Origin of the sequence: Burkholderia sp. HI2500, assembly GCF_002223055.1 — a bacterium.
Classification (GTDB): Bacteria; Pseudomonadota; Gammaproteobacteria; order Burkholderiales; family Burkholderiaceae; genus Burkholderia.
The window spans coordinates 852,868-865,887 of the sequence record NZ_NKFL01000004.1; the positions used below are offsets into that span (position 1 = coordinate 852,868).

At 68.3% G+C, this 13,020-nt stretch carries 14 protein-coding genes; 4 read left to right on the forward strand and 10 right to left on the reverse strand.

All coding sequences use genetic code 11. The features are described from left to right. Positions 1–3: 3 nt before the first annotated feature. The 4 genes from CFB45_RS06590 to CFB45_RS06605 all read right to left on the reverse strand — a co-directional run bounded on the left by CFB45_RS06590 (position 4) and on the right by CFB45_RS06605 (position 4,677). Positions 4–723 (reverse strand): fimbrial biogenesis chaperone, encoded by a 720-nt coding sequence (locus CFB45_RS06590; protein WP_089424971.1) that lies wholly within the window; start codon positions 721–723, stop codon positions 4–6. Between the two features lie 15 nt (positions 724–738). Further along, positions 739–1,224, reverse strand: coding sequence for a Csu type fimbrial protein (locus tag CFB45_RS06595; protein WP_373452675.1), 486 nt, complete (start codon positions 1,222–1,224; stop codon positions 739–741). A 594-nt stretch (positions 1,225–1,818) separates the two neighbouring features. Then, positions 1,819–3,024, reverse strand: coding sequence for an MFS transporter (locus tag CFB45_RS06600; protein WP_089424973.1), 1,206 nt, complete (start codon positions 3,022–3,024; stop codon positions 1,819–1,821). Positions 3,025–3,756: 732 nt separating this feature from the next. Then, complete coding sequence (locus tag CFB45_RS06605) at positions 3,757–4,677, reverse strand: LysR family transcriptional regulator (RefSeq protein ID WP_089425879.1); 921 nt, start codon at positions 4,675–4,677, stop codon at positions 3,757–3,759. Positions 4,678–4,842: 165 nt separating this feature from the next. Between CFB45_RS06605 and CFB45_RS06610 the strand changes: the two genes are divergently transcribed. Beyond that, positions 4,843–5,763, forward strand: coding sequence for a pyridoxal-phosphate dependent enzyme (locus tag CFB45_RS06610; RefSeq protein ID WP_089424974.1), 921 nt, complete (start codon positions 4,843–4,845; stop codon positions 5,761–5,763). Positions 5,764–5,991: 228 nt separating this feature from the next. On the opposite strand, the gene CFB45_RS06615 is transcribed toward CFB45_RS06610, so the two are convergent. Continuing rightward, positions 5,992–7,071 carry a DUF2242 domain-containing protein gene (locus CFB45_RS06615; RefSeq protein WP_089425880.1) on the reverse strand — a complete coding sequence of 360 codons (1,080 nt, stop codon included), beginning with the start codon at positions 7,069–7,071 and terminating at the stop codon, positions 5,992–5,994. Between the two features lie 115 nt (positions 7,072–7,186). Then, on the reverse strand, positions 7,187–8,080 hold the full coding sequence (locus CFB45_RS06620; RefSeq protein ID WP_089424975.1) for a LysR family transcriptional regulator: 894 nt from the start codon (positions 8,078–8,080) through the stop codon (positions 7,187–7,189). Between the two features lie 108 nt (positions 8,081–8,188). Here CFB45_RS06620 and CFB45_RS06625 point away from each other — a divergent pair, with 108 nt between their 5' ends. Together CFB45_RS06625 and CFB45_RS06630 are read left to right on the forward strand one after the other, a co-directional pair. Then, the gene (locus tag CFB45_RS06625; protein ID WP_089424976.1) at positions 8,189–8,944 is read left to right on the forward strand and encodes a TerC family protein; all 756 of its coding nucleotides are present in this window, start codon (positions 8,189–8,191) and stop codon (positions 8,942–8,944) included. Between the two features lie 93 nt (positions 8,945–9,037). Then, positions 9,038–9,355, forward strand: a complete 318-nt coding sequence (locus CFB45_RS06630) for a TFIIB-type zinc ribbon-containing protein (protein ID WP_089424977.1) — start codon at positions 9,038–9,040, stop codon at positions 9,353–9,355. 89 nt (positions 9,356–9,444) lie between these two features. Here CFB45_RS06630 and CFB45_RS06635 read toward each other — a convergent pair whose 3' ends face one another. Beyond that, a complete protein-coding gene (locus CFB45_RS06635) occupies positions 9,445–9,855 on the reverse strand; it encodes an Hsp20/alpha crystallin family protein (protein WP_089424978.1) in 411 nt (136 codons plus the stop codon). Between the two features lie 16 nt (positions 9,856–9,871). Continuing rightward, positions 9,872–10,312: an Hsp20/alpha crystallin family protein gene (locus tag CFB45_RS06640; RefSeq protein ID WP_089424979.1), complete on the reverse strand. Its 441-nt coding sequence runs from the start codon at positions 10,310–10,312 to the stop codon at positions 9,872–9,874. Between the two features lie 247 nt (positions 10,313–10,559). Between CFB45_RS06640 and CFB45_RS06645 the strand changes: the two genes are divergently transcribed. Further along, positions 10,560–11,477, forward strand: a complete 918-nt coding sequence (locus tag CFB45_RS06645) for a 3-hydroxyacyl-CoA dehydrogenase NAD-binding domain-containing protein (RefSeq protein ID WP_089424980.1) — start codon at positions 10,560–10,562, stop codon at positions 11,475–11,477. Between the two features lie 34 nt (positions 11,478–11,511). Here CFB45_RS06645 and CFB45_RS06650 read toward each other — a convergent pair whose 3' ends face one another. Next, a complete protein-coding gene (locus tag CFB45_RS06650) occupies positions 11,512–11,796 on the reverse strand; it encodes a DUF4148 domain-containing protein (protein WP_089424981.1) in 285 nt (94 codons plus the stop codon). A 166-nt stretch (positions 11,797–11,962) separates the two neighbouring features. After that, the gene (locus CFB45_RS06655) at positions 11,963–12,811 is read right to left on the reverse strand and encodes a LysR substrate-binding domain-containing protein (RefSeq protein ID WP_089424982.1); all 849 of its coding nucleotides are present in this window, start codon (positions 12,809–12,811) and stop codon (positions 11,963–11,965) included. Positions 12,812–13,020: the final 209 nt, after the last annotated feature.

The window sequence follows — 13,020 nt, forward strand, 5'->3', positions numbered from 1 at the left end:
GGTCTAGCCCGGCGGCTCCACCGTGACGACCGCGCTGGCCGGCTGCGAATTGACGGCCGCCCGCACCGTGACCTTGCCGCCGAGCGTGACGCCGGCCGGCAGCGGCACGCTCCACTGGCCCGTGCGGCCCGCGAGCGCGTAGCCGAGCAATCCGCGCGTGAGCGGGTACGCGTGGCCGTCGCCGGTCACGAGCTCGACCGACGCGAGCTGCGCGCGGCGCGCGCCGCCGTTGCGCACCCGCAGCACCCAGCCGCCGTTGCTGCGCAGCAGCGCCCAGTCGAGCTGCGGCGCGCCGTTGGCCGCGGGCTCGACGAACACCGGAATCGAATAGCGCAGCCGGATCGACACGCCGTTGGTCGGCGCTTCGCCGGGCTGCGGCAGCTCGTCGATCAGCAGCCGGTAGCTCTGCTCGATGCCGGAAGGCGTGCGCGCCGCGCGCACGACGCGGATCAGCTGCTCGGACTGCATGCCGACCTCGATCAGCGGCGGGCTCGCGACCAGATCCTGGGTGGGCGTCAGCGTGTCCTGGCCGTCGGCCTGGTCCCAGCGGAACACGCGCACCTGCCCGTACACCGGGCGCTCGCCCGGATTGCGCAGCGTGATGCCGGTGGCCGTGTCGTCGGTGCCGAATTCGATCGTGACGGGGGAAATCTGCAGCGACGCGGCGTGCGCGGTGCCGGCCGCGCACAGCAGCGCGGCGAGCGTTCGACGTAATGCGGTCATGCGTTGCTGCGCCGGTCAGAAGTAGACGGTTGCGGTGACGGTCGTCTGATAGGTATCCGGCTTCGGCGTCGCCTGCGCGGGCACCTGGCCGTAGACGGTCAACGCCTGCGCGGCGCCCGTGCCGGTGCCGGCCACGGTGTTCGTGCCTTGCGTGTTGCCCCAGATCGTCGTGCGCCCGGCGTCCTGGTAGAGCTGGAAGCCGACGGTCGTCGTCGTGTTGCCGGTCGACGTGCCGGCCATCAGGCGGCTCGCGACGCTCGAACCCGTGACCGAGCCCGCGTCGAGGCCGACGTTGTACGGCGTCGTGTTGGTACAGGTGACGCTGACGGTCGTCTGCTGGTTGATTGCCGTGGCCAGCACCCCGTTGGTGCCGAAGGCCAGCGGGTTCGCGGCGATCGTGCAGTTCGGCTGCAGTGTCAGCGTGACGTTGAAGGTGGCGGTCGCAGTGCCGTTCGAATACGTGGCTGCGTCGGCGGCAGGTGTCGACAGGCCGATTGACAGCGCGAGCGACAATGTCGTGGAAGCGATGGCGACTTTCACACGGATCCCTCATCGAGCGGTTTTTCATTGGATTTATGCCGCGCTTCGCATGCCACGGCATTGCGAATGCTGATACGAATTGATGAGTCTTTCAATCGCAATGTCCGGGCTGTTTCATTTTGTTACAGTAAAGCCGGGGGCGATGGAATAAAGCCGGAAAACATTACGGTTTTCGATTTTCTCTCGTGCGGTGCGAGCGAAAGATTTTCCTGCGATGCGGCAATAGTTTCGCGGCTTTGGCGGGGTGCGAAGCGATTTTTCCGATTGACGCAGTGGATTGAAACGGCCGATGCGGAATGGTTGACTGAAATGCCCGGTGAAGCGAAATAGGCAGGCATTGAATCGTTCAGGCAGATTGGATCGTTTTCAGTTTTCCGTTAATGAATCGGATTTTGCAGCGATGCAAGATGTGCCGAATTTCCCGATTTTTATGATTGGCGAATCGGTGAATCGGCATTGACGAGTGAAAACGAAGACGGCCGCATTGCGCGGCCGTGAGTGTGTTCGCCCCACGGGCGGCTGCCCGTCGCGCATGACCGGCGCGACGAGTCGCGATTACGAATTCGCGGCGGCCGGTGCGCGGCGCTGCTGCGCGATCTGCACGAACACGAGTGCGAGCCCGGCCGCGGCGATCAGTCCGCCGACGAGCGGCACGGCCGCATAGCCGAAGCCCGCCGAGAGCGCCGCGCCGCCGGCCGCGGCGCCGAGCGCGTTGCCGAGGTTGAACGCGCCGATGTTGACGGCCGACGCGAGGCCCGGCGCTTCGTGGGCTGCCCGCATCACGCGCATCTGCAGCGGCGGCACGACCGCGAACGTCGCGACACCCCACACGAGCAGCGTGACGGCGGCGCCCGCATGCGTGCGGGCGAGCACCGGGAACGCGGCCATCGTCGCGATCAGCAACAGCAGGAACCCGATCAGCGTGCCGTCGAGCGAGCGGTCGGCGAGGCGCCCGCCCGCGATGTTGCCGATCGAGAAGCCGACGCCGATCAGCACCAGCATCGCGGTCACGAAGCCGGGCGTCGCGCCGGTCAGGTGTTCGAGCGTCGGCGCGACATACGTGTAGAGCGTGAACATCGCGCCGGCGCCGAGCACGGTCGTCCCGAGCGCGCCGAGCACGACGGGGCGCGTCAGCACCGAGAGTTCGGCGCGCAGGTCGGGCATCTTGCCGGCTTCGCCCTTCGGCAGCGCGGCGAACAGCCCGGCGATCGCAACCAGGCCGAGGCCCGCGGTCGCCGCGAACGACATGCGCCAGCCGATGATCTGGCCGAGCCAGGTCGCGGCCGGCACGCCGCCGACGTTCGCGATCGTGAGACCCATGAACATCGTCGCGACCGCGCTGGCCTGCTTCTCGCGCGGCACGAGGCTGGCCGCGACCACCGAGCCCAGTCCGAAGAAGGCGCCGTGGTTGAGGCTCGTCACGAGGCGGGCGAGCAGCAGCGTCGTGTAGTCCGGTGCGAACGCCGACAGCAGGTTGCCGATCGTGAAGATCGACATCAGCGCGATCAGCGCCGAGCGGCGCGACCAGCGCGCGAGCAGCAGCGTCATCAGCGGCGCGCCGACCATCACGCCGATCGCATAGGCGCTGATCAGCATGCCGGCTTGCGGAATCGACACGTGCACGCCGTCGGCGATCACGGGCAGCAGGCCCATCGGCGAGAACTCGGTCGTGCCGATGCCGAACGCACCGGCGGCGAGTGCCAGCAGCGGCAGCGCGGCGCTGCCACCCGGGCGGGAAGGAGAGGAAGTCGTGATCTTCACGCGATGGGCTCCTGTAGTCGAGGGACAACGGCAGGGGCCGTTGAGGACAGGGTGAAGTGTGCCTGCATGACTTTTGCGGAAAAAGCCGGGTCCGGACGAAATTATCTTGATTTCATGTCAACAATGCAGCGAGCGCTTGAAGCCCGGCGATGGGGCGAGCGAAAGCGATGTTTTTGTGAAAGATATTTGTAAAGGTCGGCATGCGGCTTCAGGGCGGGAGATCGCGATCCATCGGCGCTTCGACGCGGGCTGACGGTCGCTCCCGCCGGATGAGCGGGAAGTCGCCCACCGACTTCCCGGCGATGGGTGGCCGTGCGGATCGGACGGGCCGAGCAGGCGGTCGGCATCACGCCAGGCGAATCTCGCATCGTCGCCGAAAACCCTTTGCAGACAAGGCCCGCGGCCAAAAAAAGCCCCGATCACAGGGGGACCGTGACCGGGGCGGAAACGCATCCTCTCTTTGGCACGAGGGTTGGATGCGCGCGCAGTATATTTCGCACCATGACAATTCGAAGCGACGTTAAACGGCCGTTTTTGGTGCCAATTTAAAAACACCGGTGCTGAGGCGTCCGGTGTCGTCGTTTTGTAAGAATTTTCGTGGAAAAGATGCGATTGTTTAGCGTGTTTCGGCAGTCGAAGCGACAGTTGGGCGAGAGGGGATTGCGCCCGTCATTCGGCATCGCGAATCGGGTCGCTCAAGTGCCGGGTGAGGTCGCCGCACCTGCTGTCCGCTCAGCCCGCTTCGCTCGCTTCGCCGGTCGCATCACGCACGGCCTCGAGAAACCGCGCGACGACGGGCGACGGGGGCACGGCCGCACCGTCGAACACGAACTCGATGTCGAAGCGGCGCGCGAGTTCGTCGAGCGCGACGAGCCGGACCGTGTGCGGGCAGGTCGGCGACGCGCTTTCCGGCACGAATGCACAGCCCATCCCGGCCGCGACGAGGCCGATCAACGTCGGAATGTCGCTGCCGACCTGCGCGATGCGCGGCGTGAAGCCGGCCTGCTGGCACTGCGCCATCAGGAATCGGTGGTGCGCGGCGGAGCGCTGCGCGTCGAACCAGACGAACGGTTCGTTCGCGACGTCGGCCAGCGTGCGCGGCGCGGTGAAGCGTCCGCCCGGCGGCGCGGGCATCGCGAGCACGAAGCGGTCGCTCAGCAGCCGCACGCCCGACAGGTGCGGCGCCTCGTCCTGACGCCACGCCATGATCCCGCCGTCGAGCTGGCCGCGCATCAGCGCATTCGCCTGTTCGGCCGACAGCATCGGCGCGATCGACAGCTTCACGTCCGGGCACGCGTCGCGAAACGCCTTGAGGACGGTGCCGACGACGGGCAGCGGCAGGCAGTTCGGCAACGCACCGAGCCGCAACTCGCCCAGCTGGCCGGCCGCGCTGCGCAGCGCGCGCTCACGGCTGTCCTGCAGCGTCGCGAGCAGGCCGGTCGCGTCCTGCAGGAAGCTGGCGCCGGCCGCCGTGAGCGTGACGCCCGTTGCGCGGCGCACCAGCAGCGGCGTGCCGATCGCGTCCTCGAGCTCGCGGATCTGTCGCGACAGCGCGGGCTGGACGATGCCGGCCGCGCGGGCGCCGGCCATCACGCTGCCGGCTTGCGCGACGGCCACGAAGTAGCGCAGGTGACGCAATTCGATCTGGCGCATGCGGCATCCCTTCAGGTTCATTGATATACCTGTTGAGCATAGCAAACGCCATTCGATGGTATTGGAAAGCATGGGAGGCGTGCCGTACGATGACCGTCATTGCCGCTCGCCGTTGCACGTCGCGTGCGTTCCCCCCGTTTCCTCCGTTCCCATTGGTCCCGCCCCATGCCGCTTCATATCCCGACCCCTTATCTTTGCTCGCCAATCGCATCCCGCCGGCTCGGCAGGACCATCCGGCTGAAGCTCGATGCGCTGCAGCCGTCGGGCTCGTTCAAGCTGCGCGGCATCGGCGCCGTCTGCGAAGCGCGGCACGCGGCCGGCGCGCGGCGCTTCGTGTCGTCGTCGGGCGGCAACGCGGGCATCGCGGTCGCGTATTGCGGCCGCGAGCTCGGCGTGCCGGTGCTCGTCGTCGTACCGGAAAGCGCGTCGGCCCGTGCACGCGAGCTGATCCGCGTCGAGGGTGCCGAGCTCGTCGTGCACGGGGCGAGCTGGGCCGAGGCGAATGCGTTCGCGCAGTCGGCGCTCGGCGAGCATGATGCGTTCGTGCATCCGTTCGACGATCGCGTGCTGTGGCAGGGCCACGCGACGATGATCGACGAGATGGCGGCGGCCGGCCCGAAGCCCGACGCGATCGTGCTCGCGGTCGGCGGCGGCGGGCTGCTGTGTGGCGTGCTCGAAGGGCTGGCGCGCAACGGCTGGCACGACGTGCCGGTGGTCGCGGCCGAAACGGAAGGCGCCGACTGCTATGCGCGCTCACTCGCGCAGGGGCATGGGGTCGAATTGCCGGCAATCACGAGCATCGCGACGTCGCTCGGCGCGAAGCGGCCGTGCGACGCGGCGGTCGAGTGGGCCGCGCGACACGAGATTCACCCGGTTGTCGTGTCCGATGCCGAGGCGGTGGCCGCCTCGCTGCGTTTCCTCGACGAGCACCGGATCGTCGTCGAGCCCGCGTGCGGCGCCGCGCTGGCCGCGCTCGAGCGGCCAGTGGCCGGGCTCGCGTCGGCGAAGGAGATCGCCGTGATCGTCTGCGGCGGCGTGACGGCGACCGTCGAGCAGATGCAGACGCTGCATGCGACGTTGCGGTAGGTGGGGGCGGCCGGCGCTAGCCGGCCTGTCGGATGACGGCCGGACGGCAGTCGATCCCGGCGAACGTCGGCATCGGCTACGCATACACCGTCGCGAAGCATCGAAGCAACGTCAGCGACACAACGGGTATGCAGCCGGCGGCGCGGAGATTCCCGTGATGAATGAGGGAGAAGTGTGCGTATCGTCGCGCGGCGCCGGATATGGCCGCGCGACGATACGGACGGCCGGTCAGTGTGCGGCCGGTGCGCTCGCGCCGGACGGTGCGGACGAGGCGACGGGGTTGGCGGCGGCAGGCGCGGGCGATGCGCTCGACGGTGCCGATGCCGACACGGGAGCCGAAGCGGTGGGTGTCGGCGCCGGTGCGACCGGTGTCGGTGTTGTGGCGGCCGGTGTCGATGCCGGGCCGGAAGCCGGCACGGGAGCCGAAACCGGCACGGACGCCGATCCGGACGCCGGAGCGGGCGTCGACGACGCGGCCGCTGCAGGCGCCCCACCCGAAGCCGATACCGCCCCCGCACCCGACGCCGCCGCCGGCGCGGCAGCCCGCATCGCCGCCGGCGCAACCACGGCCGACGCGGCGGCCGGCACGGCGTTCGCCCCCGACTCGGGCGCGACCGCCGGCAACGAAAGCGGCACCGGCGCCGCGGGCGGCGTCGGCACGACCGGGGTCGTCATCTTCATCGGCTCGCCTTGCGGCGTCGGCGCGGGTTCGGGCAGCGGCGCGACGGGTTCCTTCTCGGCGGCCTTGACGGTCGCGCGGTCGCGGCGGGCCGGGTCGATCTTCAGGAAATGCTCGACGAGATTGAAAAAGCGCTCATAGAACACGCCGGCGGGAATCGTCTCGCTGGCGGTCTTGACGAGCGCGTCGTCGCTCGACCCGATCGGCAGCGACAGCGAGCCGAACACGCTCAAGCCGACACTGGCCGACGTATTCGACTTCTTCAGCGTATAGCGATCCTGCACCGCGTTCACGTACGCGATGCTCGACGTGCCGTCCGCGTTCGCGTCCGCGCACACGACGTGAAACTCGATCACGACGTGCATGTCGTTGTTCGGCTGGAAATTCTTGCTGCCGTCGACCGCATCGTTGCGCGACGACGACACCACATAGCCCTGGCTCAGCAGCGCGCGCCGCGCGGCCTCGCAGGCTGCGTCGGATTTCGAGTGGAACGTATGCGCGTACGGGCTGCTGGTCGCGTCGAACTGTTCCTGCTGGTAGATCGGCTTGGGCGGCGACGAGCACGCCGCCAGCACGGTCGCGGCCGCGAGCGCGCACGAAACGGAAAACAGGCGAAATCGGTTGTGCATGGCGTCTTTCAGAAGGCTTGGCGAGAGGCCGCGCAACGGCGGTGCCTGGATGAAGCGCGCGGCAATCTCGTAAGGCCGGGGCGTCATTATAGTTTCCTTTGATGTCGCGCTCGCTTCAGTCGGCCGAAGCGCCGCGTGCCGCGGCCAGCAATTGCGACGTCAGCGGATGGTGTTCGCCGCGCCGCGAGCGGATCGCGTGGATCTCCTCGGTCACGTCGCCGGCACGCCCGAGCCGGCGCAACCCGCGCAGCAGCGACGCGTCGTTCGCGCCGAGTTCGCTCAACGGGAACACGCCGAGGCCGCGCGCCGCGAACACGGCCATCAGCGCGCTGTCCTCGAATTCTCCGGCCACGCGCGGCACGATCCGTTCACCTTCCAGCCACAGGTCGAGGCGCGCGCGCAGCGCGGAATGCGCGGTCGGCAACAGCACGGGCAGGTCGGCGAGGCACTGCGGAAAGTGCTGCCGCGCGGCCGGCGTGACGAGCGCCGCGGGGCCATACCAGTCGACCGGCGACGCGACGAGGCGCTCGCTCGTCACCCGCAGGTTCGAGCCGGACGGCGCGCCCTGGCCCGCCAGCACCAGATCGAGATGATGCAGCGCCAGCTCCGCGAGCAGCGCATCGTGCTCGCCTTCGTGGCACAGCAGCCGCAGCGTGGGCGTATCCAGCACGGGTGCAAGGAGCGCGTGCGCGGCGAGCTTGGAGATGCCGTCCGCGAGGCCGACCGCGAGCCGCACGGTCGGCTGGCTGGCCGCCGCGCGCACTTCGTCGGGGATCAGCCGCCCCATCTCGAAGATCACCTCCGCGCGCGCAAACGCGGCCTGGCCGGCGTCGGTCATCGTGACGCCGCGCCCGGCCGGGCGCAATAACTGGTGCCCGAGCGCTTTTTCGAGCTCGCGCACCTGCGCGCTGATGGTCTGCACGGCCATGTCGAGCCGCGCGGCCGCGCGCGCGAAGCCGCCTTCCTTCACGACGACCCAGAAGTAGTACAGATGTCGGAAATTGAGCATCGGAGCGAAATTTCGGAAAAACCGAACCAAAATTCAGATTCTCTCTGATTTTTCCGAAGTTCGGGGCGGCCTATGATCGGGCTTTCCACTTTCGTATCGGCCCATCTCATGGACTACCTGCTGACGCTTGCCGTTGACCCCGCCGTCTGGGCGGCGCTCCTGACGCTCGTCGTGATGGAAGTCGTGCTCGGCATCGACAACCTGATCTTCATCTCGATCCTCAGCAACAAGCTGCCCGAAGCGCAGCGCGCCCGCACGCAGCGCCTCGGCATCGCGCTCGCGCTGGTGATGCGCCTCGCGCTGCTCGGCAGCGTCGCATGGATCGCGAGCCTCACCGAACCCGTGTTCACGCTGCTCGACCATGCGTTCTCGTGGCGTGACCTGATCCTGCTGTCGGGCGGCCTGTTCCTCGTGTGGAAGGCGACCACCGAGATCCATCACCACGTGTCGCGCGACGGTGAAGGCGCGGGCGGTTCGGGCGCGGCGGTCGGCCTGACGATGTGGGCCGCGATCGGCCAGATCGTGATGCTCGACATCGTGTTCTCGATCGACAGCATCGTGACCGCGATCGGCATGACCGAGCACGTGCCGATCATGTTCGTCGCCGTGATCGTCGCCGTCGCCGTGATGCTGTTCGCCGCACAGCCGCTCGCACGCTTCATCGACCGCAACCCGACCATCGTGATGCTCGCGCTGTCGTTCCTGGTCGTGATCGGCATGACGCTGATCGCCGAAGGTTTCGGTTCGCATGTGGCGAAGGGCTATATCTACGCGGCAATGGCGTTCTCGGCTTTCGTCGAAGGCATGAACATGCTGGCGCGGCGCGCGAAGACGAAGCGCTCGGCACCGACGGATGGCCACTGATCCGGCGCGCGTGACCCGGCTGCCGCTGAGGTGGCAGGCATCACGCGCGTCATATGGAATCCAGACGAAATTCGCACGGAAAGGAGAAGCGCGATGAAATGCCCTGTCTGCAAGACGCCCGACCTGCTGATGGCCGAGCGCCAGTCGATCGAGATCGACTACTGTCCAACCTGCCGCGGCGTGTGGCTCGATCGCGGCGAACTCGACAAGCTGATTGCGCGCGAAACCGGCGATGCGCCCGCGCGCCGCGATGAAGCCCCTGTGCGACACGATGCGCAAGCACCGCGCGGCCACGATGGCGGGTGGGGGCGCGACGCTCGCTCGCACGACAGCCGTGACAGACACGATGGCCGCTCGCACGACGGCCGGCGTCGCAAGAAATCGGTGTTCGACCTGTTCGACTTCGACTGATCGCACCGCACGTCGTAAAAGAAAGCCCCGCCGGGCGCGTACCCGGCGGGGCTTCTTCATGCGTGCGGGATCACGGCATGCACCAATGCTTACGCGTTGCCGGCCGTCACGTCGATGCGGCGCGGACGCGTTTCCTCGCGGCGCGGAATCGTCAGCGTCAGCACGCCGTCGCGCAGGTTCGCGTCGATCCTCGCCGTGTCGAGGTCCGGGCTCAGCACGAAGCTGCGCGCATAGCGCGTCGCACGGATTTCCGCGTGGCGCACGCGCAGGTCGGCCGGCGTGTCGAGACGCGTGTCGGCTTCGATCGTCAGCGTGTTGTCGTGCACCTTCACGTCGAGGTTCTCGCGCGGCACGCCGGGCAGGTCGGCCCGCAGCGTGACGCCGAGATGATCTTCGACGATGTCGACGGCCGGCGTGATCGCGGGACGGCGGGCCGCTTCGGCGGCAGCGGGGTGAACGGTGTTGGTCTGACGCTCGGCCAGGGTCGGGTTCGCGTTCATGTCGGTATCCTGAATATTATTGAATGGTGATCGCACGCGGCTTCGATGCCTCGCGCCGGCCGACGCGAATCAGCAGGCAGCCGTTTTCGTAGCGGGCGCTGACCTGGTCGGGATCCGCGTCCCGCGGCAGCTCGACGACACGGCGGAATCCGCCGTGAAAGCGTTCCTGCGCATAGGTGCGCAGATCGTCGCCTTCGCCGCGCGGTGCGGGCTTGCGCTCGCCGCTGATCGTCAGCAGGTCCTTGTCGATCGACACGTCGAAGTCGGCCGCGGCCATGCCGGGTGCGAACGCGACGATCTCGATCGCGCCGTCGGTGGCGCCGACGTTGAGCGCGGGAAAGGCGCCGGGCCGTACCGCGCGAATGCCGGCCGGACGATCGCCGAGCAGGCTGGCCACTTGCCGCTGCACGCGGGCGAATTCGTCGAACAGGTCGCTGCCGAAATGGATACCGCTCATGTTGGTCCTCCTGAACAGGGAACGCGGGAGACGTGACGGCGCGACGCCTGCGGCGGGCGCGTCGTGGAAGCTCCACTGGGTCGAAACGGGGGCGGTGCGCTGCATGCTGCACGGCCCGACGACGTGTAATTAGTGGCAGCCGAAGCGCATTTCAAGAGGGAATCCGCAATCTGCGTCAATGCAGGCCCGCGCGATTCGATGCGACAATCGCCGCGATCTGTTTGCAGACCAACGACACGGGACAATCATGGACATTCGACGCATTGCGATCGTCGGCGCCGGCGTGATCGGCGCGAGCTGGGCCGCCTTCTATCTGACGCAGGGCTTCGACGTCGTCGCGACCGATCCGGCGCCGCAAGCCGACACGCGGTTGCGCGACGCGCTGGCCGCGTTTCTCGGCGACCGGGCCGCTGAACTTTCCGCGCGGCTGTCGTTCGACGCCGATCTCGTGCGTGCGCTCGACGGCGTCGACTTCGTGCAGGAGAATGGCCCGGAGCGGCTCGACCTGAAGCGCGAGCTGTACCGGCAGATGGACGACGTGCTGCCCGCGCACGTGCCGATCGCGTCGAGCTCGTCGGGCCTGAAGATGTCGGACATCCAGACCGCGTGCGACAAGCATCCGGAGCGTTGCCTGATCGCGCATCCGTTCAATCCGCCGCACCTGATTCCACTCGTCGAGCTGGTCGGCGGCGATGCCACCAGCCAGGACGTGATCGCGCGCGTGAAGGATTTCTACGATGCGCTCGGCAAGCAGACGATCGTCCTCAACAAGGAGATGACCGGCCACGTCGCGAACCGGCTCGCGGCCGCGCTGTTCCGCGAGGTGTATCACCTCGTCGGCGAAGGCGTGGTGAGCGTGGCCGATGCGGACAAGGCCGTCGCATGGGGGCCCGGCCTGCGCTGGGGGTTGATGGGGCAATGCCTGACCTATCACCTCGGCGGCGGCGCGGGCGGGATCGCGCACTTTCTCGAACACTTGTCGGGGCCGATCACGAGCTGGTGGGACGATCTCGGCACGCCGTCATTCGATCCGGAAGTCGATCGCAAGCTGAACGACGCATTGCGCACGATCCAGGGCGAGCACTCGATGCAGGAGCTCGCGGCCGAACGCGACCGCCTGCTCGTCGAGCTGATCGACGCGCGCCGCCGCAGCTTCCTGCCGTGATCCTGATTGCGTTGCGCCGGCGCGGCGGCGCCGGTCATTGCTGCGACGTCGCCTGGCTGGCGGGCGGCGTGTGGGCCAGCCACGCCGGGCTCACGGCCTGCACGAGTTCGCGGTTGCGCGAACGTGTCGCGGCGTCCGGCGGGTAGTTGCCGTCGTTGGTCGGCAGTTCGCCGTCGAGATAGGCCTGCTTGAGCTGGTCGATGACTTCCGCGCGTGTCAGGCCCTGTTGTGCCGGGGCCGAAGCGTCGGTCTGGGCAAAGGCGGGGGAGAGCAAGGCGGCTGCAGCGGTCGCGACGGCGAATCGCAGGACGTTGTTCATGGCGGGCTCCGATCAAGGGGACGGGTACCGGACGCGCGCGGCGATGCGCGGTGCGTTCCGATGGGTCCCATTGTCGCGAGCGAGTGCTGCGCGGACGATGACGCGTTCCGGGCAAAGCTGTCAGGTGCGGGTGCGGCGCCCCCTGTGTGGGTCGCGCCAGGCGCGGCTACAACTCCGAAGCGGCTGTAATCAGCGTCGCTTCGAGGGCGAGCGTCGAACGCGACGCGGCCGTCGGCCGGTCGATCACGTATTCGAGTTCGCCGAGTTCGGGCAGCCCGGCGTCGAGCCGCGCGAGCCCGGCCGGGATCACGTAGCCGGCGAACGCGCTGACGCCGAGCCCCGCGCTCGCGGCGGCGCGCAACACCGCGACGCTGCTGCTCACGACCGCGATCCGGTACGGCCGCCCGACGGCCTCGAGCGATTCGAGCACGCGGCGGCGCGACACGCTCGGCTCCGGATGCATCGCGAGCGGCAGCACGGCCTCATGGCCGGTGATCCGCGAATCGGGGCCCGTGCACCAGTACAGCGGCTCGCTGCGGATCACGCGGCCGCGCCGGCTGCCGGCGATGCGCTTCGCGAACACGAGATCGTGCCGCCCCTCGTCGAGCGCGTCGAACAGGTCGCCCGACAGCCCGGTCGAGATCGCGAGCTCGACGTCCGGATTGCGCTGCACGAAGCTCGCGAGCGCGGCCGTCAGGTGCGCCGACGCGAAATCCTCCGACATCGCGAGCCGCACCTTGCCCGACAGCGGCGGCCCGCACACCGACGTGACGGCCTCGTCCATCAGTTCGAGAATGCGCACCGCGTAGCGGAACAGCGCGTCGCCGTGCTGCGACAGGTGCACGTTGCGCGTGTCGCGCTCGAACAGCGGCCGGTCGAGCAGCTCCTCGAGGCGGCGGATATGCTGGCTGACGGTCGACTGCGACAGGCTCACGCGCTCGGACGCGGCGGTGAAGCTGCCGGACTGGGCGACGGCGACGAAGCTGCGCAGCAGCTCGGGCGGTAACGGGCGCATTGCTAAATCCACTGAATCGGTTTCGACAACTTCATAAATGGCCGGATTGTGCGGCGCTAGTATCGGATCACGCGCCAGTGCGGCCTCCGCCAATGGGGGGCACCGGACGCGTAGCCCGTGTCGCGCCGCCGATGGCATCGGTCAGTCTAAGCCATCCGGCGTCCGGCCCGAAACTGCATCATCCCATCGACCCCGAGAACGCGCTCGCA

What these genes read in the sequence shown, in the direction of transcription:
- CFB45_RS06590 (WP_089424971.1), bottom strand. Translation starts at nt 723, where the DNA reads ATGACCGCATTACGTCGAACGCTCGCCGCGCTGCTGTGCGCGGCCGGC.
- CFB45_RS06605 (WP_089425879.1), bottom strand. Translation starts at nt 4,677, where the DNA reads ATGCGCCAGATCGAATTGCGTCACCTGCGCTACTTCGTGGCCGTCGCG.
- CFB45_RS06610 (WP_089424974.1), top strand. Translation starts at nt 4,843, where the DNA reads ATGCCGCTTCATATCCCGACCCCTTATCTTTGCTCGCCAATCGCATCC.
- CFB45_RS06615 (WP_089425880.1), bottom strand. Translation starts at nt 7,071, where the DNA reads ATGCACAACCGATTTCGCCTGTTTTCCGTTTCGTGCGCGCTCGCGGCC.
- CFB45_RS06620 (WP_089424975.1), bottom strand. Translation starts at nt 8,080, where the DNA reads ATGCTCAATTTCCGACATCTGTACTACTTCTGGGTCGTCGTGAAGGAA.
- CFB45_RS06625 (WP_089424976.1), top strand. Translation starts at nt 8,189, where the DNA reads ATGGACTACCTGCTGACGCTTGCCGTTGACCCCGCCGTCTGGGCGGCG.
- CFB45_RS06630 (WP_089424977.1), top strand. Translation starts at nt 9,038, where the DNA reads ATGAAATGCCCTGTCTGCAAGACGCCCGACCTGCTGATGGCCGAGCGC.
- CFB45_RS06635 (WP_089424978.1), bottom strand. Translation starts at nt 9,855, where the DNA reads ATGAACGCGAACCCGACCCTGGCCGAGCGTCAGACCAACACCGTTCAC.
- CFB45_RS06640 (WP_089424979.1), bottom strand. Translation starts at nt 10,312, where the DNA reads ATGAGCGGTATCCATTTCGGCAGCGACCTGTTCGACGAATTCGCCCGC.
- CFB45_RS06645 (WP_089424980.1), top strand. Translation starts at nt 10,560, where the DNA reads ATGGACATTCGACGCATTGCGATCGTCGGCGCCGGCGTGATCGGCGCG.
- CFB45_RS06650 (WP_089424981.1), bottom strand. Translation starts at nt 11,796, where the DNA reads ATGAACAACGTCCTGCGATTCGCCGTCGCGACCGCTGCAGCCGCCTTG.
- CFB45_RS06655 (WP_089424982.1), bottom strand. Translation starts at nt 12,811, where the DNA reads ATGCGCCCGTTACCGCCCGAGCTGCTGCGCAGCTTCGTCGCCGTCGCC.